Origin of the sequence: Methylopila turkensis (assembly GCF_027922325.1) — a bacterium.
Lineage (GTDB): Bacteria > Pseudomonadota > Alphaproteobacteria > Rhizobiales > Methylopilaceae > Methylopila > Methylopila turkensis.
The window spans coordinates 982,440-1,003,500 of record NZ_BSFL01000001.1 but is presented as its reverse complement, the minus strand read 5'-3'; the positions used below and the strand labels follow the sequence as shown (position 1 = coordinate 1,003,500).

The window sequence follows — 21,061 nt, the reverse complement described above, 5'->3', positions numbered from 1 at the left end:
GCCATGAGCTCCACGACCATCGCCGCGACGGACGCCGCCCACGCCGACGCCGCGCTCGAGAAGCCGGACCGCGGAACCGTGTTCTACCTCCGGGAGGAGCATCACCCCGAGAACGGGACGATGCTCGGCTTCTGGATCTACCTGATGAGCGACTGTCTCATCTTCGCGGTGCTGTTCGCCTGCTACGGCGTGCTCGGCCGGAACTACGCGGCGGGCCCCTCCGGCGCGGACCTGTTCGACCTGAAGCTGGTCGCGATCAACACGACCTTCCTGCTGTTCTCCTCCATCACCTATGGCTTCGCTATGCTGGAGATGGTGAAGAACCGGGCCGGGACCACGCTCGCCTGGCTGTTCGTCACGCTGCTGTTTGGCCTCGCCTTCCTCGGGCTCGAACTCTACGAGTTCGCGCATCTGATTCATGAGGGCGCGACGCCGCAGCGCTCGGCGTTCCTGTCGTCGTTCTTCGCGCTGGTCGGCACCCACGGCCTGCACGTCGCCTTCGGCTGCGTCTGGCTGGTCACGCTGATGGTGCAGGTCAGCCAGCGCGGCCTGATCCCGGAGAACCGCCGCCGGCTGATGTGCCTCAGCCTGTTCTGGCACTTCCTCGACGTCGTCTGGATCGGCGTCTTCACCTTCGTCTATCTGATGGGGACGCTCTGATGGCCTCGGGAACGGACGCGCACGCCGCCGGCCACGCCGGCCACGGCCACGACGACCGCCACGAGGGCGGCGAAGCCCACGGCTCCATGCGGGGCTACGTCACCGGCTTCCTGCTCTCGGCGCTGCTGACCGCGATCCCGTTCTGGATCGTGATGGGCGACGTGTTCCGCGAGCCGACCACGGCGGCGATCGTCGTGATGGTGTTCGCGGTGATCCAGATCTTCGTGCACATGATCTACTTCCTGCACATGAACTCGAAGTCGGAGAACGGCTGGACGTTGCTCGCGCTGATCTTCACGGGGGTGCTGGTGATCATCACGCTGGCGGGCTCGTTCTGGGTGATGCACCACCTGAACACCAACATGATGCCGGGCGGCCAGCACGACATGGAACAGATGCGGTGACGGCGGCCGTCGCGGGGGACATGCTCGCCCGCGACGACGCGGAGGGCGGCCGGCCGCGTTCGGGGCTGGCGCTCGCCGCGATCGGCGTCCTCGCGCTCGCGGCCTTCGCCAGCTTCGTCGCGCTGGGGCTGTGGCAGATCGAGCGGCGCGCCTGGAAGCTCGACCTGATCTCCCGCGTCGAGACGCGCCTCGCCGCGGAGCCCGTCGCGGCGCCGGGCCCGGCCGCGTGGCCGGACGTCGACGCCGCGCGCTACGAGTACCTCCGGGTGACGCTCTCCGGCGTCTTCGACCATTCCCGCGAGACGCTGGTCCAGGCCGCGACCGGCCTCGGTTCGGGCTTCTGGACGCTGACGCCGCTGAAGACCGCGCAAGGTTTCGAGGTGCTGGTGAACCGCGGCTTCGTCAGACCCGAGCGGCGCGCCCCCGCGACCCGCGCGGACGGTCTGCCGCGCGGTCCCGTCGCGGTCACGGGCCTGCTGCGGCTCACCGAGCCCGACGGCGCCTTCCTGCGCGCGAACGAGCCGGACCGCGATCTCTGGCGCTCGCGCGACGTCGCGGCCATCGCCGCGGCGCGGGGGCTGACCGAGGCCGCGCCGTATTTCGTGGACGCCGATGGGCGGCCGAACGCCGGCGGATGGCCGGTCGGCGGGCTGACCGTGGTCGGCTTCCGCAACAACCACCTCGTCTACGCCCTGACCTGGTTCGGGCTCGCGCTGATGGTCGCCGGCGGCGCAGGCCTGCTGGCCCGGCACGAGCTCCGTCTGCGCGGAGCGCCGCGGGGGTGATCGCGATCGGTTCGACGCTGCGGCGTCTCGCCCCGGATCGGGCGGCGCCGGACGACGGCGCCACGCGCAAGAACATGCAGCAGCTGGTCCAGCTCCGCTGGATCGCCGTCTTCGGCCAGATCGTCACGATCGCCACCGTCCATTCCGGCTTCGGCATCGCCCTGCCGCTCGCGCCGATGGCGGCGGCGCTCGCCGCTCTCGTCGCGCTCAACGCGGCGACCTTGCTGCGGCTGAAGACCCGGGCGCCGGCGACCAACGTCGAACTATTCCTTCAACTCGCCTTCGACGCCGCCGCGCTCGCGACCCAGCTCTATCTCAGCGGCGGCGTCACCAACCCCTTCGCCTTCCTGTTCCTGTTGCAGGTGACGCTCGGCGCCGTGCTGCTGGAGGCGTGGTCGGCCTGGGCGCTGCTGGCGCTCGCCGTCGCCTGCTTCGCAGGGCTGGTCGGCTTCCATCGCCCGCTCGAGCTGCCCGGCGGCGACGAGAGCGAACTGTTCCGCCTGCACATCGAGGGCATGTTCGTCTGCTTCGCGCTCGACGCGATCCTGGTCGCGACCTTCGTCGCCCGCATGGGCCGCAACGTGCGCGAGCGCGACGCGCGGCTCGCCGACCTGCGCCAGCAGGCGGCCGAGGAGACCCACATCGTCCGCATGGGGCTGCTCGCCTCAGGCGCGGCGCATGAGCTCGGCACGCCGCTCGCGACGCTCGACGTGATCCTGAACGACTGGCGGCGGATGCCCGCGCTCGCCCACAACGCCGAGCTGCTCGACGAGATCGAGGACATGCGGGCCGAGGTGCGGCGCTGCAAGGCGATCGTCACCGGGATTCTGCTTTCGGCCGGCGAGGCGCGGGGCGACGCTCCCGTGGTCACGACGGTCGCGGTCTTCCTCGACGAGGTCGTCGCCGATCGCCGGGGGGCCCGGCCGGTCGGCGTGATCGCCTACGAGAACGGCTTCGGCGAGGACCAGCCGATCGTCTCGGACACCGGTCTGAAGCAGGTGATCGCCACCGTCATCGACAACGCCATCGACGCCTCGCCGCACTGGGTCGGCGTGACGGCGTCGCGCGAGGCGGACGCGCTCGTCATCGCGGTCGCGGACGACGGGCCGGGCTTCGCGCCAGAGATGCTGGCGAATTTCGGCAAGCCCTACAGCTCGACCAAGGGTCGGCCCGGAGGGGGACTGGGGCTCTTTCTGGTGGTAAACGTGGTCCGCAAGCTCGGCGGGGCCGTAGTCGCCTCCAACCGTCCGGGCGGCGGGGCGATCGTCACCCTGACGCTCCCGCTTGCGGCCCTCGCCATCGGGAAGGCGCGTGAGGATGTCGGCTGACCGACTGCTGGTGATCGTCGAGGACGACCCGAAGTTCTCGCAGACGCTCGCCCGCTCGTTCGAGCGCCGGGGCTACGAGGCGCTCCGGGCCGCGAGCCTCGAGGAGCTGCAGGAGCTGCTAAGGACCCGCTCGCCCGCCTTCGCGGTGGTGGACCTCAAGCTCGCCAACGGCTCGTCCGGCCTCGCCTGCGTGCAGGCGCTGCACGCCCACGACCCCGAGACCAACATCGTGGTGCTGACCGGCTTCGCCAGCATCGCCACCGCGGTGGAGGCGATCAAGCTCGGGGCCCGGCACTACCTCGCCAAGCCCTCGAACACCGACGACATCGAGGCGGCCTTCGAGCGGGTGGAGGGCGACGTCGCCGCGCCGCTGACCGAGCGCGCGACCTCGATCAAGACGCTGGAGTGGGAGCATATCCACCAGGTGTTGATGGAGACTGACTTCAACATCTCCGAGACCGCGCGGCGGCTGGGCATGCACCGCCGGACCCTCGCCCGCAAGCTCGAGAAGCAGCAGGTGAAGTGAGGCGGCGTCAGCCGGCCCCGAGCGCCAGCGCGAGCGCCGCCGCGAGCGAGGCCGCCGTGCGGACGTGGTTCCAGCGCGTCCACGGCCCGCGATAGGCCGCCCATCGCGCCTCCGCGTCGCCGTGGTCCGGCGCCGACGCCTTCAGGCGCTCGTTCAGGGGCACGTTGCAGGCGATCGTCACGCCGAGCGTGCCGGCGGCGTAGAGCGCGGCGCCGGCGATGGCCGCGGGGGAGAGGGACCAGGCCGCGCCAGCGAGCGCGAGCGCGCCGGTCCCGAAGAAAACGACGAAGAAGCCGGCGTTCAGGACCGTGACGTTGATCGCCTGCATCGCCGCGATCGCGTCGCGGGCGGCCAGCCGGTCGAGCGCCGGCATCACGAAATTCGAGAACGCGAAGAACAGCCCGCCAATCAGTCCGGCGCCGACCGAGGCGGCGAGGAGAAGCGCGTCGGGACCAGACGTGACGGACATCGGCTCAGCTCCAGTCATGAGAAGGGCTCATCCGCATTAAAGGCGATACATCGTCGCTTTTGGCGCGTCGAAGCGAGGCGCCCGGATTTTCTCGTGTCGTCGATCGTTTCTAAGCTTCGCCGGAAGCGCCTGTGAGCCCTGCGCGCAGCCCGCGCCGAGCGGCCGGCGCATGCCTGAGCGCGGCGAGTTTGCGCTTGCGGCGGCCGCCGCTTTGTGGCCTTCGAACCTGAGACAGGCCGGGCCGTCGCCCGGACCAACGCCAAGCGAGGCTATCGCCTTCGATGACGGCTGATCGTCGGAGCGCTCCGCAGAGCATGCTGCGCCGCTTCATCTCCTATTACCGGCCGTATCGCGGCCTGTTCGTGCTCGACTTCTCCGCGGCGGTCGCCTCGGGCCTGCTCGAGCTCGGCTTCCCCATGGCGGTGAAGCTGTTCGTGGACGAGCTGCTGCCGAGCCAGGACTGGCAGCTCGTGGTGCTTGCGGCCTTCGGCCTCGCCGCGATCTACATCGTCAACACCGGACTGATGGTGGTGGTCACCTACTGGGGCCACATGCTCGGGATCAACATCGAAACCGAGATGCGCCGCAGGGCGTTCGACCACCTGCAGAAGCTGTCCTTCGGCTATTTCGACAATCAGAAGACCGGCCATCTCGTGGGCCGCCTCACCAAGGATCTCGAGGAGATCGGCGAGGTCGCCCATCACGGGCCGGAAGATCTGTTCATCGCCCTGATGACGCTGATCGGCGCCTTCACGCTGATGTTCATGGTCAATGTGGAGCTGGCGCTGATCACGGTCGCCGTCGCGCCGCTGACCGCCTGGATCACCGGCCGCTACGGCGGACGGATGACGCGCAACTGGCGCGAGCTCTACGGCCGCGTCGGCGCCTTCAACGCCCGCATCGAGGAGAACGTCGGCGGCATCCGCGTCGTGCAGGCCTTCGCCAACGAGGCGCACGAGCGCGAGCTGTTCGCGCGCGACAACAGCGGCTACCGCGAGACGAAGCTCGCGGCCTACCGGATCATGGCCGCCACCGCGTCGCTGAGCTACCTCAGCATGCGCTTCACCCAGATCGTGGTGATGGTCGCGGGCAGCTACTTCGTCATCACCGGCCAGCTCAGCCATGGCGGCTTCGTCGGCTTCCTGCTGCTGATCGGCGCCTTCTTCCGGCCGCTCGAGAAGATCAACGCGGTCATCGAGACCTATCCCAAGGGCGTCGCCGGCTTCCGGCGCTATTGCGAGTTCCTGGACACGGCGCCCGACATCGTCGACCGGCCGGATGCGAAGCCCTCGGGCGCGCTGCGGGGCGACATCTCCTATCAGGGCGTCAGCTTCGGCTATGCGCCGGACAAGCCGGTGCTCGAGAACGTCGATCTCGACATCCGCGCCGGCGAAACCATCGCCTTCGTCGGTCCCTCCGGCGCCGGAAAGACCACGATCTGCTCGCTGCTGCCGCGCTTCTACGAGGTCAGCGCAGGTCGCATCGCGATCGACGGCGTCGACATCCGCGACATGACGCTCGCCTCGCTGCGGAGCCAGATCGGCGTGGTCCAGCAGGACGTGTTCCTGTTCGCGGGAACGATCCGCGAGAACATCGCCTATGGCCGCCTCGGGGCGCCGGACGAGGACGTGATGGAGGCCGCCCGCCGAGCCCGGCTCGAAGACATGATCGCCCGGCTGCCGGACGGGCTCGACACCGTCATCGGCGAGCGCGGCGTCAAGCTCTCCGGCGGCCAGAAGCAGCGGCTCGCCATCGCGCGCATGTTCCTGAAGAACCCGCCGATCCTGATCCTCGACGAGGCCACCTCGGCCCTCGACGCCGAGACCGAGCGCGCGATCCAGCGCTCGCTGACGGAGCTCGCCAAGGGGCGGACCACGCTCGTGATCGCGCACCGCCTGACCACGATCCGCGACGCCGACCGCATCGTCGTGGTCGACAAGCGCGGCATCGTCGAGCAGGGCCGGCACCACGACCTCATCACCAGCGAGGGCGTCTACCGGCGGCTGCATGAGGCGCAGTTCGCGGAGACGCCGCTGCGCAGCGCATGAGCGAGCGCTACGATCTTGACCGCTTCGTCGCGGCGCAGGAGCCGGTCTTCGCCCAGGCGCTCGCCGAACTGAAGGCGGGCGAGAAGCGCAGCCACTGGATTTGGTTCGTGTTTCCTCAGCTCAAGGGGCTGGGGGCGTCGCCCACGGCGGCGTTCTACGGCGTCGCGTCGCTCGGCGAGGCGCGCGCCTATCTCGCGCATCCCGTGCTGGGCGCCCGGCTCGACGAGGCCGTGACGGCGGTTCTCCGATGGGAGGGCCGGCCGCTGAGGCGCATCTTCGGAACGCCGGACGACCTCAAGTTCCGCTCGTCCATGACGCTGTTCGCGGCGGCCGCCGACGGCGGCCCCTACGCTTCCGCGATCGCCCGGATGTGCGGCGGCGAGCCGGACCCCCGCACCCTGGCGCTGCTCGGGCAAGGAGACGCGGCGTGATCGACGTCGCGATCGTCGGCGCGGGCGCGGCGGGCGTCGCCGCCGGCCGGCGCCTCGCGGACGCTGGGCTCGCCGTTAGGCTGCTCGAGGCGCGCCCGCGGATCGGCGGCCGCGCCTTCACGGCGGTCCACTCGCCCGGCGCGCTCGATCTCGGCTGCGGGTGGCTGCATTCCGCGGACGAAAATCCCTGGACCGCGATCGCGGAGGGGCAGGGCAGGGCGATCGACCGGACCTTGCCGCCGTGGGCGCGCCGGGCCGTGACGGCGGGCTTCCCCGCGCCGGACCAGCAGGCCTTCCGCGAGGCGAGCGACGCGCTGTCGGAACGGGTCGCCGCCGCGGCGGCGGAGCACGGCCCGGACTGCGCCGTCGCGGACCTGCTCGAGCCGGGCGGGCGCTGGAACGGGCTGCTCGGCGCCGTCAGCACCTGGGTGAGCGGCGCTGAGCCCGAGCGGGTCTCGGCGCGCGACCTCGCCGCCTACCGCGACACCGGCGTGAACTGGCGGACGCCGGACGGCTACGGCGCGGTGATCGCGACCCACGGGCGCGGGCTCGACGTGGCGCTCGGCTGCCGGGTGTCCCGCATCGATCATTCCGGAGCCGTCATCCGGCTGGAGACGCCCCGCGGCGCGGTCGAGGCCCGGCGCGTGATCGTCACGGTTCCGAGCGCGCTGATCGCGGACGAGGCGATCGCCTTCACGCCCGCGCTGCCGCGAAAGGTCGAGGCGGCGCGGGGCCTGCCGCTCGGGCTCGCCGACAAGCTGTTCCTGACGCTCGACCACGCGGACGAGTTCGCGGCGGATTCCCGCGTCTTCGGCCACACCGACCGCGTGGCGACCGGCGCCTACCACATCCGGCCGTTCGGACGGCCGCTGATCGAGGCCTATTTCGGCGGCGAACTCGCCGACGCGCTGGAGCGGGAGGGCGAGGGGGCCTTCGCGGCCCATGCCGTCGCGGAGCTAAAGGGCGTGTTCGGCGCCGCCTTCGCCCGGCGGCTCTCGCCGCTCGACATCCATCCCTGGCGCGCGGACCCTTACGCGCGCGGCTCCTATTCCTACGCCGCGCCCGGCCGCGCGGGCGACCGCGCGGTTCTTGCCGAGCCGGTCGACGGACGTCTGTTCTTCGCGGGCGAGGCCTGCTCTGAGCGGGACTACTCCACCGCCCACGGCGCCTACCGCACGGGGATCGCGGCCGCGGAGGCCATCCTCGCCGCGTGATTCGTTCGGCGCAATGCAGATGCGACGCCGTGCGATCTTCCGCTTCGATCGCATTTGTGTAATGAGCCCGCGCACCTGATCTGTGACGGCGAACGCCTCGATCCAGGGCCGCGGCTGCGGCCGGCGTTCCAGGTCCGCAAACGGTGTTGAACCCGCCCGGCTCTCAAGGCGCGTTCGAGCGAACGAGACGGAAACGATGAGCAAGTATCTCGAGGAGCGCGTGACCGAGGTCCGCCACTGGACCGACACGCTGTTCAGCTTCCGCACCACCCGCGACCAGTCGTTCCGCTTCCGGAACGGCGAGTTCACGATGATCGGCATCGAGGTCGACGGCAAGCCGCTGGTGCGCGCCTACTCCGTCGTGTCGGCGAACTACGACGACGAGCTCGAGTTTTTCTCGATCAAGGTGCCGGACGGTCCGCTGACCTCGCGGCTGCAGCACCTCAAAGTGGGCGACCCGATCCTCGTCGGCCGCAAGGCGACGGGCACGCTCGTCATCGACAACCTGCTGCCGGGCAAGCACCTCTACCTGCTCGGCACCGGTACGGGCCTCGCGCCCTTCCTGTCGATCATCAAGGACCCGGAAGCCTATGAGCGCTTCGACAAGGTGGTTCTGGTCCACGGCTGCCGCCATGTGAACGAGCTCGCCTATGGCGAGATGATCACCGAGGACCTGCCGAAGGACGAGCTGATCGGCGAACTGATCCGCGAGAAGCTGATCTACTACCCGACCGTCACCCGCGAACCGTTCCGCAACCGCGGCCGGATCACCGACCTGATGACCTCGGGCAAGCTGTTCGAGGACATCGGCTTGCCCGCAATGTCGATCGAGAACGACCGCTTCATGCTGTGCGGTTCGCCCGACATGATCCGCGACACCCGGCAGTTGCTGGACGGTCTCGGCTATGTCGAGGGCAACCACGGCGAGGCCGGCCACTTCGTGATCGAGAAGGCCTTCGCCGAGAAGTGACGCCGGGCGCCTGACGGCCGGCGTCGCGCCGGCCTCAGAAAGTCTTCAGCGTGCGGGCGAGCGTGACGATCTTCGTCGCTTACGCCCTCGGACAGCGCCGCCCTCTCAATTGCGAGCTTCGTGCGCACCTCGTCGGTCGAGAGGCCGGCGAGGTCGCTGTCACCCTGTGCGGTTGTCCTTGCGGGCCTGGGCCGCCTTGGTGCGCTGGGAGACGCGGCCCACCACGCCGGGATGCACGCGCGTCTTGCGCCGTTCGCTGGTGACCGGGCGCATGCCGTCGTCGGCGGTCGGTCCGGCCTCGGGCCGCCGGGCCTCGCCGGCCTGCCGCTTCAGCCGCAGCGCCTTGCGCGCCGCGCTCTGCAGGTCCTCCCGCGCCTTCAGCCGATGCCGACGCGAAATCTCTCCGTTCAGGCGCTTGATCGCCGCGCCAAACACCTGCTTGCGCTGCGACGGCCTGCTGGCCTCGCCGGGAAAGCTGCCGCCGCGGCCCTCCGCGGTCCCCTTGGACTGCCGGCGCAGCTGGCGGTGGAAGGTCCGTTTCTTATCCTGCGCATCGCGCAACCGCTTGTTGAGGTCAACGAGTTCCTGAAAACCAAGTTCGTAAGCTTTCGGGAAGTGGGATTGAGCGACGAGATCCGCTTCGTCCTTGGAAAGGACGGCGCGTTCGCTTCGCGTTGCTTGAGACATCGGCGTCATATCCTCCGAAATATATGGCGTCAAACGAAGATTTAGGGGAAATAGCCGTGACGTCGAGGCGGCGCGCGTTCACGCTTTCGCAAGGCTTCCCGCGAGCCGCGGGGCTGTCGTCCGCGAGGACGGCCGGCGTCGCGGACAGCGGCGATCGCTCTGGCGCTACGCTTGTTCAGCAAACGGGAGATGGTTCGGAAGATTGGCTGGGGGACCTGGATGCCCAGACCGTTTCGGCAGGCCTGAAACCCTTGGGTCTCTAAGGTCGACCAAGTTCAGTGTGGCCCCGCCGTGTGGACCCGTCAAGTGGCCCCGTGTGGCCCCGCCGGACGAGGCGGCCATGGCGGCGGCTCGGGGGCATGTCCTGCCCGCTCCGAAAGCCGTCCGGGATCCATCGAACGGCGGCGTTGATCGCAAGGCCGCAAGTCAGCTTGCTAGCAAGTCGGCAAGCGCGCTTGCGGCAAAGCGATCATGTGCGTCGTGGCCGTCGTCAGATTGGCGCGAGCTGCGCCACGGCCGTCGAGAGGCGGCGCGAAAGCAGGCCGGGCAGCCGCACCTCGAAGAATGCGGATAGCGTTTGGTGATATCCAGACTGCTGAAATCTTACTCCGGTCGACGCGACCCCAGCAATTGAACTTGATGTCGTTCCCGATCGCTAGTCTAAGTCGTCATAAAAATTGTTGGCGAGCGAGAAGGGCAGGGCGACGCACGAGACGAGAGAGCCTGCAAGACACGCTTGATCTGCTGCAGCGGTCGCCATCTTGCTAGCCCCAATTGTCCGACGGGAAGCGCCGAATCCGGCCGAAGAGCGTTTGGCGATTGAGGACACTGTCGTGCCACGCAGACGTGTCGCCGCCTGGATCGATCGCATGCCCAAGCGCGATCCGCTCGGGCTGGTTCCTGGGTTGGCGCCGGGACGCTCAACGAAGCCGGCGACAGGACTAGGCAAGGGCGCCGCCGTCGGCGGTCACAACGGCGCCGGTGATGATGCTTGCAGCCGGACTGGCCAGAAAGACCACCGCGTTCGCAACTTCGCGCGGCTCGCCATAACGCCCTAGGGAGGTGAGGCTTCTTTGGAAGTCGGCGGCGGGGCCGTTTGCTGGGTTCGCCTCCGTGTCGGTCGCGCCAGGCTGCACAAGATTGACGGTGACGCCCTTGGGGCCGAGCTCGCGTGACAGGCCGCGGGTGAAGGAGGTCAGCGCCGCCTTGGACATCGCGTAGGCTGTTATGCCCGGAAAAGGAACCCGCTCGCCGAGCGCCGAGCCGATCGTGACGATGCGCGCTCCTGCGCCAAGATGGGGAATGGCCGCTTTGGCGAACAGCACCGGCGCTCGCACATTGACGTCCATCAAGGCCTGGAAGTCCTCAAGCGCGATTTCGGCGATGGTTCCAGAGTGACCGATGGCGGCGCTGTTGACGAGTATGTCGAGGCCGCCCAGCGACGAGACGGCGACGCTCACCGAATGTGCTATCGCGTCCGGGTCCGCGCTGTCTGCCTGGATGGCGAAGGTTCGGCGCCCGGTTTTTTCGATAAGTTGGGCAGTCTGTTCCGCTCGATCGGTCGAACGCTGATAGGTGAACGCGACATCAGCGCCATTTTCAGCCAGTGCCAAAGCAATGGCGGCGCCGATCCCGCGCGATCCTCCGGTCACAAGTGCACGTTTTCCCTTTAAATCTATCATGGAATAGCCCGTAAGTACTTGTCAAATGCAGAGTGTTGACCGATGCGCAGCGCTACGTGGCCCCAACGTCAAACGCCGGCGTATCTCGAGTTGTTTTCACCGTCCACGACCCACTTTGGCGAAAAGAACTCGCGGACGCATAGGTGTCTTCCATAAACTGAAAGTAGACCATTTTGCCTTCGCGGACTTTGGCAAGGATGGCGAATGGCGACGTGAAGACGTGACCAACCTCGACAGAGCGGTAAGTGAACTTGCCGAAGATGGCGACATCCTCGCCGGAGGCGATCTTGTCGGTGACCGAAAAGTCTTCGACGTGCCAATAACTGGCGACCCGCAGGAAAGTGCTGCTGTAGGCCGACGGCCCCGTAGCGGTGCCGGCCCACGGCTCGATCTTCTTCAGTTCCGGATTGTCGAAATTCAACGAGACGTAGACGGCGTCCGGAGCGACGAGGCGGTGGGCGGCGGCCTCCACCTTGTCGGGCGCGGTGTTCGACAGAAAATCCAGCACCACAGCCAGTGATGCTGCCGAAAGATCGTCGGATTTGGGAATGGCCATAGGGAATTCGTCCTCTCGGCTATTGGAGCTTGCCGCGTCGTGAAAGCAGGACGCCAGCATGCGACGGCCGACTGAGAAATCCGGTGCGCCGACAGGCAGGTGCATACGCTTGCCGGACCTGCCGTCTAGGCTGTCATGCCAGCCGCAGCCGCGCCGCGCTGCGACCTGCCGGAACAACCTGCACGCCAGCTTTGCTGCTCGGTGAAATGTGGCGATGCAACGATCGCCTGAAAAGATTGGTCGACGTGACGCAGCGTCCTATTTGAAGAACGATGCTCGATCTCAACGACTTCCAGTATTTCGCAGCCGTCGTCGATCACGGCGGTTTCTCGCCGGCGGGTCGCGCGCTAGGCGTTCAGAAGTCGAAGCTCAGCCGCCGTGTTCTGGCGCTCGAGGAGCGTCTCGGCGTTCGCCTCCTGAACCGATCTTCGCGCCGCTTTTCGGTGACGGAAGTCGGCCGCGACTTCTATGAGCGCTGCGTTGCGATGCTGGTCGAAGCAGAAGCAGCCGAGCAGGTCGTCGCCGAAGCGCGGGCGGAGCCGCGGGGCGTGGTTCGAATGAGCTGCCCGACAGGACTCCTGTCTTTCCAGTTCGGCGACCTAATCGCGCGCTTCATGATGCGAAATCCCGCCGTTCAGGTGCAGCTGGAGAGTACGAACCGCCGTGTCGACGTCATTGCGGAGGGGTTCGATCTGGCGATCCGCGTGCGCTTTCCGCCGTTGGAATCGACGGACCTGGTGATGCGGTGGCTCGATGAGAGTCGGCAGTGTCTGGTGGCGGCGCGGTCCCTGATCGGCGACGCAGAGATCTCGCCCGGCGACCTGCACAATCTGCCGAGCCTCGACCAGGCCCGGCCATATCGCGAGCATGCCTGGGAGTTACATCGGGCCAATGGCGAGGTGACGACCATTCCTCATGCGCCCCGCCTGGTCACGGATGACATGTCGGTCCTCCGCAACGCCGCGATGGCAGGCGCTGGCGTCGTACAACTGCCGACCATCTTCGTCTGGGATGATGTCCGCGCCGGCCGACTTACGCATGTTCTTCCCAGCTGGAGACCGAAACCGGGAATCGTCCACGCCGTGTTTCCCTCGCGTCGCGGATTGCTCCCATCGGTCCGAGCGCTTTTGGATTTCCTTGCTCAGGAATGCGTGATCCAGCGGGCGCAGGCCGATAGGATCGTTCCCTCTATCGAGTGAGCTAGCCTGTAGGATGGGCCACCATTTTCGCCCCGGACTTCTGTTAGCTAACGGTCGTTCCCACCCGCGATCGCTTGCGATGGCGGGGTCTTGGTCCATCAACGTCTGGTTGCTGGAACGGAGCCAGTGTCCGGAACTGGCGCGAGCTCCGCCTGGTCCGCCCCTGCGCCACCACTGGGTCCACGACGGCCACTTGCGAAGTCGACAAACGCCTTGAACGCTCCGGTCGGGTCCACCGCTGGAGAAACAGAGGCTAAGGGAAAATTGATACTAGCGGGACCCCGGGCCACAGGAGGTCGCCCACCTCATCGCTTGCCTGGCCTAGGATCGCGCCGACTCGATCCACTGAGCCGCGTCTTTCATGGACGGCGAACCCGCCCGACCATCTGACCACTGCCACAGATGCATGCTCACGCCCTGCTTGGTCGCGAACGTGCCCGAAACTGAATGACCTGTCGGGGCGGTAAACCTCACAGCGGCGTGCGGATTTCCAGGAGGCTTTCCGTTTTCTCCCGACCTTTCTCGCGCAGATAGGCCACGATCTCGGCGCCGCTCCGCATGCTATGAGCCTTGGCCGCAATCTCGGCGCCTGCGACGTCGCCCCTGAGAACCGGGTCGATCAGGTCGAAGTGACGCTCGACCACGGTCGGGGCGTTCTTCACCACGACAGTCGAAGAGGCGATGTAAAGCCGGACCTGATTGGCGATCATGTCGTAATGCTCGCCGAGCCGGCGATTGCCCGAGAGCGCGACCAGCGTGCGGTGAAGCCCCATATCGGCGTCGACCAGTTCGTCGACGCGCCCGTTCTCGGCCGCGACCCGCAGCGCCTCGAACGCCGCCTCGATGGCGCGCCCGCCGGCGGCGTCGATCCGTTCCGCGCCGAGCCGCGCCGCTAGCGCTTCGAGGCTTGAACGCAGCGCCGACAGCTCCTCGGCGTCCTCGGCGCTCAGCGCCGCGACGTCCCAGCCGCTGTAGGGCCGCTGCACCACGAGCCCTTCGGTCACGAGGCGCTGAAGCGCCGCGCGCACCGTTCCGCGGGAGAGGCCGAACTGCTCGGCGAGCTTGACCTCGGTCAACCGCGACCCCTGCTCGAGCGCGCCGCTCACGATCGCGCCGCGCAGGCTTTCAGCCGCGGCGCGATCGAGGCTCACCTTTTTCGGCGCCTTAAGAGCGCTCAGTCCCGTCATGCCGCCGTCCTTGCATCGAAGCCGCCTGCACCCGACGCCATGGGTACAACATCATCTTTTCGATTGTCGACAATCAAGATGATTTACCGCCGCCTTTATGCGAACGGAGCACGCCCTGCCTACCATACAAAGAACCCCGATATCAGAGGCTTTGGCGCTTCCATAGTCAGCCCCGCCCGCCTTTTAGGCTTGACCCAGCGGTCCGCAGGCAATTGTCTGATTGTCGACAATCAGACCTCGGACCTCTCACATGACCCATTCCAGCTCGTTCATGCGCCGCCCCGTCGGCGCGTCGTGACCGCGGTGGCCAGCAGCGGCGAGACGAACCTGGTTCTCTCGGCGGTGCGCGCGGTCGACCGGGCGGTGCTCGGCGTCAACCGCGCCTGCATGATCGCGGCGCTCGCCGCCATGGCCGTCATGGTCTTCGTCAGCGTCTCGCTGCGCTACCTTACCGACGACGCCATCCTATGGGCCGAGGAGCTGAGCCGCTACTTAATGATCTGGCTCTGCCTGATCGGCGTCGGGCCGGTGTTGCGGCTCGGCGGACATGTGGCGGTCGACAACCTGCATGTCGCGGTGCCGCCCATGGCCGCGCGCGTCCTGCGGGTCGTGGTGGTCGCGATCGTGGCGGGCTTCGCGCTTTACATGACCTGGGCCGGCCTCGGTTATGTCGCGCGTTCCTGGCGGCAGACGACCCCCGTCCTGCACATCCCCTTCGCCTATGTCGCGATGGCCGTGCCGATCGGCTTCGGCCTCAGCGTCTGGCATCTCCTCATGATCCTCGTGCCGTATGTGCGCGACGGCGCCTTCGAGACGTCCGACGACCTCGCACCTGAAGAGGCGTCCGCGGCATGACGGCCGGCGTTCTCTTCGGCGGGCTGGTCCTGTTCCTGGCGCTCGGCGTGCCGATCGCCTTCGCGCTGGGCGCGGCGACCCTGACCGCGGTGCTCGGCGCCGGCCTCAATCCGATCGCCGTCACGCAGAAGCTGGTCTCGGGGCTCGACAGCTTTCCGCTGATGGCGATCCCGTTCTTCCTGCTCGCCGCCGAACTGATGACGAGCGGCGCGCTCGCCGAAGTGCTGCTGCGCTTCGCCTCGATGTTCGTCGGACACAAGCGCGGCGGCCTCGGGCACACCAACATCCTGACCATCACGTTCTTCTCCGGCATATCGGGCTCCGCGCTCGCGGACGCCGCCGGCCCCGGCTCGCTGCTGATCCGGATGATGCGCAAGTCCGGCTATCCGCCGGCCTATGCGGCTGCGCTCACCGCCGCCGCCTCGATCGTCGGGCCGATCATCCCGCCGTCGATCGTCATGATCCTCTATGCGCTCGCCGACGAGGGCGTCTCGGTGCTGCGCCTCTTCATGGCGGGCGTCGTGCCGGGCCTCATGATCTCGGCGGCCATGATCGGCTACAATGCCTGGGCGAGCCATCGCCGTGACTTCCGGGGCGAAGGCGAGGCGCCGGGCCTCGACGAGATCCTGCGCACGGCTTGGCGCGCGATCCCCGCGCTGCTGCTGCCGACGCTGATCGTGGTCGGGGTCCATTCCGGGGCGTTCACGCCGACCGAAGCCTCCGTGATCGCGGTGTTCTACGCGCTGTTCTGCGGCATGGTGATCTATCGCACCATCAGCTGGTCGATGCTGCCGCAGCTCATCGCGCGCACCGCCTTCATGAGCGCCGCGATCCTGCTGATCATCGCCGCGTCCTCGGCCTTCGCCTGGATGCTGACCTACACCCAGACTCCGCAGGTCCTCACCGCCTGGATCCAGGGGCTCGGCCTGTCGCCGATCATGTTCCTGCTGGCGGTCAACGTCTTCCTGCTGCTGTTCGGCATCTTCATCGAGCCGCTGCCGGGCGTGCTGGTGGTGGCCCCGATCCTCGCCCCGATGGCGGCTGCGCTCGGCATCGACCCGACGCATTTCGCCATCGTGGTCATCGTGAACCTCAACCTCGGGATGATCACGCCCCCGGTTGCGAGCCTGCTCGCGGTCACCGGCATGATCGCCAAGGTGCGGATGGCCGATCTCAACCGCGAGATCTACCCGATGCTCGCGATCCAGATCCTCGTGCTGCTGCTGCTCACCTTCGTGCCCGTGCTCAGCACAGGCCTGCCTGACCTGATGGGCGCGAAATGAGCGCCCTTCGCATGACCCCTCGGAGTATCGACGTGAACATCGCCCAGCGTACTGGCGCGGACATGAGCGCGACTTCGGCCGCCGGCCGGATCGCCAAGGCCGAATGCATCCTCGTCACCATCCCGTTCGACAGCGGCGGGCTGCCGGTCTGGAGCTTCACCAGCAACCCGAAGAACACGTTCGACGTGATGCTGGTGCGGATCGAGACCGACACCGGCCTCGTCGGCTGGGGCGAGGCGTTTTCGCGGGCCGAGGACGTGGCCCTCAGGAGCCTCATCGAGACCCGCATCTTCCCGGTGATCATCGGGGAGGAGGCGAACGCGATCTCGAAGATCAAGCACAAGCTCGAATTCGGCCTGCAGAACTTCGGCCGCGTCGGCCCGACCATGTATGCGATCTCGGCGGTCGACATCGCGCTCTGGGACATCGCCGGCAAAGCCGCGCAGCTGCCGCTGGTCGATCTGATCGGCGGGCCGTTCGCCAAGGAGGTCGAGGTCTACGCCAGCCTGCTGCGCTACGGCTCGGCCGAGGGCGTCGCCAAGGCCACCCGCAAGGCGATCGGAGAGGGCTACCGCTACGTCAAGCTGCACGACATCAGGTTCGAGGAGGTCGCGGCGGCCGTCGAGGAAGCGGGCGACGAAGCCGCCGTCATGCTCGACGTCAACTGCCCCTGGACGGTTTCGGAAGCCCTCGCCATGGACGCGCGGCTTTCGAAGCTGAACCTGCTCTGGCTGGAGGAGCCGATCTTCCCGCCGGACGACTATCGCGGACTTGCGAAGATCAGGGCGACGGGGCGTCACCGCATCGCGCTTGGCGAGAACGCCGGCTCCCTCCGCGACTTTGTCGCGATGGCCGACGCCCAGGCGATCGACATCGCCCAGCCCGACGTCGCCAAGACCGGCGGCGTGACGGAGCTCCTCAAGATCGCGGCCTTCTGCGACGCGAGCGCGATCGAGTTCATTCCGCACTGCGCGATCTTCGGGCCGGGTCAGCTTGCGACCGTCCACATCAACGCCGCGCAGCGCGCGACGCCCCTGCTCGAGCGCCTCTACTTCGATTTCGACGCCGAACTCTACGGCGACGCGATGCTGCCGAAAGCCGGCAGGCTCGCCGTCCCGACCGGGCCCGGCCTTGGCTTCGATCCCGACATGGGCGTCGTCGAGAGGTTCCGCGTCGCCTGACCCTTCAAGAACCATGGCCCGCTGGAACAAGCCGGCGGCCGAACGGGAAGCGCACCTGAGTCCAAACGTTCCACGATCGGAGAAGCGCAGATGAAAGCCCTTGTTGTCGCCGCGGCCTTGCTGATGGGCTTCGCGGCTCCGTCGGTGGCCCAGACCACCACCCTGAAATACGCCTTCGTCAACCCGATGAGCAGCCACTTCGGCGCGGCCGCGACGACCTTCAAGGAGTTCGTCGAGAAGGAGAGCGCCGGCAAGATCAAGGTCGACATCTTCCCCGGCGGCGCGCTCGGCGGCGAGCGCGAGATCGTCGAGAGCATGCAGCTCGGCACGGTCGACATGGCCATGACCGGCACCTCGATCATGGGCAACTTCGTGCCCGAAGTGCTGCTCTATGACGTGCCGTTCCTGTTCAAGGACACCCGCCAGGCCCGCGCCGTGCTCGACGGTCAGATTGGCAAGGACGTCCTCGCCAAATTCCAGGACAAGGATCTGGTCGGCCTCGGCTACGGCGAGAACGGCTTCAAGATGCTGACCAACAACAAGAAGCCCGTGCTGAAGCCCGAAGATCTCGTCGGCATGACGATCCGCGTGCAGGAGAACGAAATCCACATCGCGGCCTTCAAACAGCTCGGCGCCCGCCCGACCCCGATCGCCTGGCCCGAGCTCTATGCAGCGCTCCAGCAGGGCGTCGTCGATGGTCAGGACAACCCGATCTCCAACGTGCTCTCGGCCAAGTTCTTCCAGGTGCAGAAGTACGGCACGCTGCTGCGCCACGTCTTCGCCCCGACCGTGATCACCATGTCGTCGGCGACCTGGGGCAAGCTCTCCGACGCCGACAAGGCGATCGTGCAGGCGGCCGTGGCCAAGGCGGTCGCGACCCAGCGCGCGGCGGTCGACGAATACGAGACCAGCGGCCTCGCCAAGCTGAAGGAAGGCGGCATGCAGATCGTCGAAACGGTCGATACGGCAGCCTTCGTCGAGAAGCTCGCGCCCGCCAACGAGATCTTCGCCAAGCGCTTCGGCCAGGACAAGTTCGACGCGATCCGCGCCATGAACTGAGACCCGTCGGGCGGCGATCGAACCCCCGATCGTCGCCCGGCGCAGGCGCCATCCGCGATCCTCCCGCAGGTGGCGTCCGTGTCCTCTCCTGCTCGAGGCCGCTCGATGAGCTACAAGACGATCCGCTACGAGGTTCTGGGACCGGTCGCGCGGCTGACGCTGAACAGGCCCGAGCGCGCCAACGCGATCAGCGCGGAGATGCTCGACGAGCTTTCAGCCGCGATGGACGCCGCCGAGGCTGACGATGCGGTCCGCGCCGTTGTTGTGACGGGAGAAGGCGGAAACTTCTCGTCCGGCTTCGACCTCAAGGACCAGATGGAGCGCCGACCGACCGGCGTGGCCGACTGGCGCCCGATCCTGCGCAAGGATTTCGATGTGCCGATGCGGTTCTGGCGCTCGGCGAAACCGACGATCGCTTCCGTGCGCGGCGCCTGCATGGCCGGCGCCTGCGAACTGGCTCTCGCCTGCGACATGACGGTCGCGTCGGAAACCGCCTATTTCGGCGAGCCGGAGCTGAAGTTTGGCGCCGGTATCGTCGTGATGCTGCTGCCCTGGATCGTCGGGCCGAAACTCGCGAAGGAGATCATCCTGACAGGCGAGGATCGGATCTCCGCCGAACGCGCCCGCGAGATCGGCATGATCAACCGCGTCGTGGCCGACGCCGAACTGGACGCGGCTGCTCTGGCGCTCGCCCGCCGCATCGCTGTGATTGACCCGATGGTCGTCCGAGAGACCAAGCGGGCGCTCAACCGCCAACTCGAAGCGCGCGGCATGCTCGATGCGCTGGAGGCCGCGCTCGAAATCGACCTCGCGATCGAGGGCGAGGGCTCGGTGGACAAGCAGAACTTCATGGCGGTCGCCCGTGACAAGGGCATGAGGGCTGCGATCGCCTGGCGCGACGCGAGGTTCGAAGCCTGATGGCGCGGGCGCTGTTCCGCCTTCTGGAGACGAGGCTCGCGAGCGGCGCCGGCGTGGTCGAGGACGGGAACGCGGCGCCGCTTCGGGCCACCGAACTTCTCGAGGCCGGGAGTGAGATCGCCGCGGCGCTGCGGCGCGGTGGGCTTGGCGAGAACGAGCCGGTCTTCGTCGTGGTCGGTAACCGCAGTCTCGATCTCGCGGCGTTCCTCGGCGTGTGGATGGCGGGCGGCGTCGTCGCGCCGGTCCATGTCTCGGCGTCCGAATCCACGTGGGCGGCTGTGCGCGCATCGCTTGGCGCGCGCGTGGTTGTCGAGGGTGGCGAGGCGCTCTTCGCGCAGGACGCCCCGGCGCCGTCGGCGCGGCGCGAGCTCGAGGACGCGGCTGTGGTGGTCTTCACCTCCGGCACGACCGGCGCTCCGAAGGGCGTGGTGATCCGCCACCGCGGTTTCGCCGGCAAGCTCGCGGCGCTCGAGCCGATAATCCCCTTCGGTCCCGGCGGCGTCGTCGCGATCCCGCTGCAGCTCACCTTCATCTTCGGCCAGTGGACGGCGTTTCTGGCGCTCTGCGCAGGGGCGAGCGTCTCGCTCGTCCGGAAGTTCTCGCCGCAGGTCTTCGACGCCCTGTACCTTCGGAATGCCACCGCGCTCTGCGTCGTGCCCTCCATGCTGCGTGCAATGGAACAGGGACCGCGCCCGCTCGATCGGCTGAGGACGATCGTCAGCGGCGGCGAGCCGCTCGGCGCCGTACTGGCGGAGACGACGGTGGCGCGATGGCCCTGCGCCGCGATCTTCGACTGCTATGGCCTGACGGAGACGGGCGCTGCCGACTTCTGCGCGATCTCGACCGAGAGCGAACCGCGCGGCGCATGGATCGGTCGGCCAACGGGCGGCGTCCTCTACAGAATACGGGCCGAGGATGGCGGCTCCGTGCCTGCGGGCCGGTCCGGCGAACTCCAGATCCGGACCGAGCATGGCATGGCTGCCTATCTCGGCGAGCCGGATCTGACGGCGGCGGCCTTCGCGGACGGCTGGTTTCGGACCGGCGATCTGGCGGTCGAAGAGCCGGACGGAGAGGTGCGGCTCGTGGGGCGGATCAAGGAGGTCATCTCGCGCGCAGGCAACAAGATCTATCCGGCCGAGATCGAAACCGCGCTGCTCCTACACCCGCAAGTCGCGGCGGCGCTCTGCACGGGAGTGCCTGACGAGGCGATCGGCGAGCGCATCCACGCGACCGTGGTGCTGGCGGCAGGCGCCCGCGTCACCGCGCCCGAGATCCTGGACTGGCTCGTGACCCGGCTGGAGCGCTACAAAGTCCCGGACTTTCTCGTGCGCCGGAACGCGGTTCCACTCGGCTCGACCGGCAAGGCGAGCCGCGCGGCGCTGCGCGACATCGCCATGCAGGAGATGGCCGAGGCGCAAGGGGCCTCCCAAGTCCTCGCCCCGTGATGGGTTGGCTGGCGCTTCGGACATCCTCACATCGCCGTCTCGACGCTTCGAGCGCGCTACGCGTCGCAACGGTTCGATCGGGTCGGCCCGCCCATCGTGCTGAGGCTCGCGCCGCCGACACGCCGGTTCCCCACGATCCAGCGCAGAGTTGGAAAGCCGCCGAGGCCGCGACGA

At 67.8% G+C, this 21,061-nt stretch carries 21 protein-coding genes; 16 read left to right on the top strand and 5 right to left on the bottom strand.

Features of this window, described 5'->3' with window-relative positions:
* Positions 1-3 precede the first annotated feature (3 nt).
* The 5 genes from cyoC to PKE78_RS04715 all read left to right on the top strand — a co-directional run bounded on the left by cyoC (position 4) and on the right by PKE78_RS04715 (position 3,703).
* Positions 4-660, top strand: coding sequence for a cytochrome o ubiquinol oxidase subunit III (gene cyoC / locus PKE78_RS04735; RefSeq protein ID WP_271199677.1), 657 nt, complete (start codon positions 4-6; stop codon positions 658-660).
* Positions 660-1,064 (top strand): cytochrome o ubiquinol oxidase subunit IV, encoded by a 405-nt coding sequence (gene cyoD, locus PKE78_RS04730; protein WP_271199676.1) that lies wholly within the window; start codon positions 660-662, stop codon positions 1,062-1,064. The genes cyoC and cyoD overlap by 1 nt, the downstream gene beginning before the upstream one ends.
* 20 nt (positions 1,065-1,084) lie before the next feature.
* A complete protein-coding gene (locus PKE78_RS04725) occupies positions 1,085-1,849 on the top strand; it encodes an SURF1 family protein (protein WP_271200071.1) in 765 nt (254 codons plus the stop codon).
* Positions 1,850-1,923: 74 nt separating this feature from the next.
* Complete coding sequence (locus PKE78_RS04720) at positions 1,924-3,177, top strand: ATP-binding protein (protein ID WP_428981238.1); 1,254 nt, start codon at positions 1,924-1,926, stop codon at positions 3,175-3,177.
* A complete protein-coding gene (locus PKE78_RS04715) occupies positions 3,167-3,703 on the top strand; it encodes a response regulator transcription factor (protein ID WP_271199674.1) in 537 nt (178 codons plus the stop codon). The genes PKE78_RS04720 and PKE78_RS04715 overlap by 11 nt, the downstream gene beginning before the upstream one ends.
* Before the next feature lie 7 nt (positions 3,704-3,710).
* Here the strand turns inward: PKE78_RS04715 and PKE78_RS04710 are convergent, their stop codons facing one another.
* Positions 3,711-4,172 carry an anthrone oxygenase family protein gene (locus tag PKE78_RS04710; RefSeq protein WP_271199673.1) on the bottom strand — a complete coding sequence of 154 codons (462 nt, stop codon included), beginning with the start codon at positions 4,170-4,172 and terminating at the stop codon, positions 3,711-3,713.
* 314 nt (positions 4,173-4,486) lie between these two features.
* Between PKE78_RS04710 and PKE78_RS04705 the strand changes: the two genes are divergently transcribed.
* From PKE78_RS04705 to PKE78_RS04690, 4 genes are all read left to right on the top strand, one after another.
* Positions 4,487-6,220 carry an ABC transporter ATP-binding protein gene (locus PKE78_RS04705; protein WP_271200070.1) on the top strand — a complete coding sequence of 578 codons (1,734 nt, stop codon included), beginning with the start codon at positions 4,487-4,489 and terminating at the stop codon, positions 6,218-6,220.
* Entirely contained in the window at positions 6,217-6,651 is a 435-nt protein-coding gene (locus PKE78_RS04700) for a DUF1810 domain-containing protein (protein WP_271199672.1), read from the top strand. Before PKE78_RS04705 ends, PKE78_RS04700 begins: the two co-directional genes overlap by 4 nt.
* Complete coding sequence (locus PKE78_RS04695) at positions 6,648-7,865, top strand: flavin monoamine oxidase family protein (protein WP_271199671.1); 1,218 nt, start codon at positions 6,648-6,650, stop codon at positions 7,863-7,865. The genes PKE78_RS04700 and PKE78_RS04695 overlap by 4 nt, the downstream gene beginning before the upstream one ends.
* A gap of 196 nt (positions 7,866-8,061) precedes the next feature.
* Positions 8,062-8,835 (top strand): ferredoxin--NADP reductase, encoded by a 774-nt coding sequence (locus PKE78_RS04690; RefSeq protein WP_271199670.1) that lies wholly within the window; start codon positions 8,062-8,064, stop codon positions 8,833-8,835.
* Between the two features lie 159 nt (positions 8,836-8,994).
* Here PKE78_RS04690 and PKE78_RS04685 read toward each other — a convergent pair whose 3' ends face one another.
* From PKE78_RS04685 to PKE78_RS04675, 3 genes are all read right to left on the bottom strand, one after another.
* Positions 8,995-9,531 (bottom strand): hypothetical protein, encoded by a 537-nt coding sequence (locus PKE78_RS04685; protein ID WP_271199669.1) that lies wholly within the window; start codon positions 9,529-9,531, stop codon positions 8,995-8,997.
* Positions 9,532-10,463: 932 nt separating this feature from the next.
* The gene (locus PKE78_RS04680; RefSeq protein WP_271199668.1) at positions 10,464-11,204 is read right to left on the bottom strand and encodes an SDR family NAD(P)-dependent oxidoreductase; all 741 of its coding nucleotides are present in this window, start codon (positions 11,202-11,204) and stop codon (positions 10,464-10,466) included.
* A 52-nt stretch (positions 11,205-11,256) separates the two neighbouring features.
* Entirely contained in the window at positions 11,257-11,937 is a 681-nt protein-coding gene (locus tag PKE78_RS04675; protein ID WP_271199667.1) for a nuclear transport factor 2 family protein, read from the bottom strand.
* Positions 11,938-12,032: 95 nt separating this feature from the next.
* Here PKE78_RS04675 and PKE78_RS04670 point away from each other — a divergent pair, with 95 nt between their 5' ends.
* Complete coding sequence (locus tag PKE78_RS04670) at positions 12,033-12,959, top strand: LysR substrate-binding domain-containing protein (protein WP_271199666.1); 927 nt, start codon at positions 12,033-12,035, stop codon at positions 12,957-12,959.
* 470 nt (positions 12,960-13,429) lie between these two features.
* Here the strand turns inward: PKE78_RS04670 and PKE78_RS04665 are convergent, their stop codons facing one another.
* A complete protein-coding gene (locus PKE78_RS04665) occupies positions 13,430-14,146 on the bottom strand; it encodes a GntR family transcriptional regulator (protein WP_271199665.1) in 717 nt (238 codons plus the stop codon).
* A gap of 294 nt (positions 14,147-14,440) precedes the next feature.
* Here PKE78_RS04665 and PKE78_RS04660 point away from each other — a divergent pair, with 294 nt between their 5' ends.
* The 6 genes from PKE78_RS04660 (at position 14,441) to PKE78_RS04635 (ending at position 20,887) form a co-directional block, all read left to right on the top strand.
* Complete coding sequence (locus PKE78_RS04660; protein ID WP_271199664.1) at positions 14,441-15,001, top strand: TRAP transporter small permease; 561 nt, start codon at positions 14,441-14,443, stop codon at positions 14,999-15,001.
* Positions 14,998-16,284: a TRAP transporter large permease gene (locus tag PKE78_RS04655; protein ID WP_271199663.1), complete on the top strand. Its 1,287-nt coding sequence runs from the start codon at positions 14,998-15,000 to the stop codon at positions 16,282-16,284. The genes PKE78_RS04660 and PKE78_RS04655 overlap by 4 nt, the downstream gene beginning before the upstream one ends.
* Before the next feature lie 62 nt (positions 16,285-16,346).
* A complete protein-coding gene (locus tag PKE78_RS04650; protein ID WP_271199662.1) occupies positions 16,347-17,465 on the top strand; it encodes a mandelate racemase/muconate lactonizing enzyme family protein in 1,119 nt (372 codons plus the stop codon).
* 90 nt (positions 17,466-17,555) lie between these two features.
* Positions 17,556-18,524 carry a TRAP transporter substrate-binding protein DctP gene (gene dctP / locus PKE78_RS04645; protein ID WP_271199661.1) on the top strand — a complete coding sequence of 323 codons (969 nt, stop codon included), beginning with the start codon at positions 17,556-17,558 and terminating at the stop codon, positions 18,522-18,524.
* A gap of 105 nt (positions 18,525-18,629) precedes the next feature.
* On the top strand, positions 18,630-19,442 hold the full coding sequence (locus PKE78_RS04640) for an enoyl-CoA hydratase/isomerase family protein (protein WP_271199660.1): 813 nt from the start codon (positions 18,630-18,632) through the stop codon (positions 19,440-19,442).
* Positions 19,442-20,887 carry a class I adenylate-forming enzyme family protein gene (locus PKE78_RS04635; RefSeq protein WP_271199659.1) on the top strand — a complete coding sequence of 482 codons (1,446 nt, stop codon included), beginning with the start codon at positions 19,442-19,444 and terminating at the stop codon, positions 20,885-20,887. Before PKE78_RS04640 ends, PKE78_RS04635 begins: the two co-directional genes overlap by 1 nt.
* Positions 20,888-21,061: the final 174 nt, after the last annotated feature.

Excerpts from the sequence above, each read along its gene's own strand:
- cyoC (WP_271199677.1), top strand. The coding sequence starts at position 4 with ATGAGCTCCACGACCATCGCCGCGACGGACGCCGCCCACGCCGACGCC.
- cyoD (WP_271199676.1), top strand. The coding sequence starts at position 660 with ATGGCCTCGGGAACGGACGCGCACGCCGCCGGCCACGCCGGCCACGGC.
- PKE78_RS04725 (WP_271200071.1), top strand. The coding sequence starts at position 1,085 with ATGCTCGCCCGCGACGACGCGGAGGGCGGCCGGCCGCGTTCGGGGCTG.
- PKE78_RS04720 (WP_428981238.1), top strand. The coding sequence starts at position 1,924 with ATGCAGCAGCTGGTCCAGCTCCGCTGGATCGCCGTCTTCGGCCAGATC.
- PKE78_RS04715 (WP_271199674.1), top strand. The coding sequence starts at position 3,167 with ATGTCGGCTGACCGACTGCTGGTGATCGTCGAGGACGACCCGAAGTTC.
- PKE78_RS04710 (WP_271199673.1), bottom strand. The coding sequence starts at position 4,172 with ATGTCCGTCACGTCTGGTCCCGACGCGCTTCTCCTCGCCGCCTCGGTC.
- PKE78_RS04705 (WP_271200070.1), top strand. The coding sequence starts at position 4,487 with ATGCTGCGCCGCTTCATCTCCTATTACCGGCCGTATCGCGGCCTGTTC.
- PKE78_RS04700 (WP_271199672.1), top strand. The coding sequence starts at position 6,217 with ATGAGCGAGCGCTACGATCTTGACCGCTTCGTCGCGGCGCAGGAGCCG.
- PKE78_RS04690 (WP_271199670.1), top strand. The coding sequence starts at position 8,062 with ATGAGCAAGTATCTCGAGGAGCGCGTGACCGAGGTCCGCCACTGGACC.
- PKE78_RS04685 (WP_271199669.1), bottom strand. The coding sequence starts at position 9,531 with ATGACGCCGATGTCTCAAGCAACGCGAAGCGAACGCGCCGTCCTTTCC.
- PKE78_RS04680 (WP_271199668.1), bottom strand. The coding sequence starts at position 11,204 with ATGATAGATTTAAAGGGAAAACGTGCACTTGTGACCGGAGGATCGCGC.
- PKE78_RS04670 (WP_271199666.1), top strand. The coding sequence starts at position 12,033 with ATGCTCGATCTCAACGACTTCCAGTATTTCGCAGCCGTCGTCGATCAC.
- PKE78_RS04665 (WP_271199665.1), bottom strand. The coding sequence starts at position 14,146 with ATGACGGGACTGAGCGCTCTTAAGGCGCCGAAAAAGGTGAGCCTCGAT.
- PKE78_RS04655 (WP_271199663.1), top strand. The coding sequence starts at position 14,998 with ATGACGGCCGGCGTTCTCTTCGGCGGGCTGGTCCTGTTCCTGGCGCTC.
- PKE78_RS04650 (WP_271199662.1), top strand. The coding sequence starts at position 16,347 with ATGAGCGCGACTTCGGCCGCCGGCCGGATCGCCAAGGCCGAATGCATC.
- dctP (WP_271199661.1), top strand. The coding sequence starts at position 17,556 with ATGAAAGCCCTTGTTGTCGCCGCGGCCTTGCTGATGGGCTTCGCGGCT.
- PKE78_RS04640 (WP_271199660.1), top strand. The coding sequence starts at position 18,630 with ATGAGCTACAAGACGATCCGCTACGAGGTTCTGGGACCGGTCGCGCGG.
- PKE78_RS04635 (WP_271199659.1), top strand. The coding sequence starts at position 19,442 with ATGGCGCGGGCGCTGTTCCGCCTTCTGGAGACGAGGCTCGCGAGCGGC.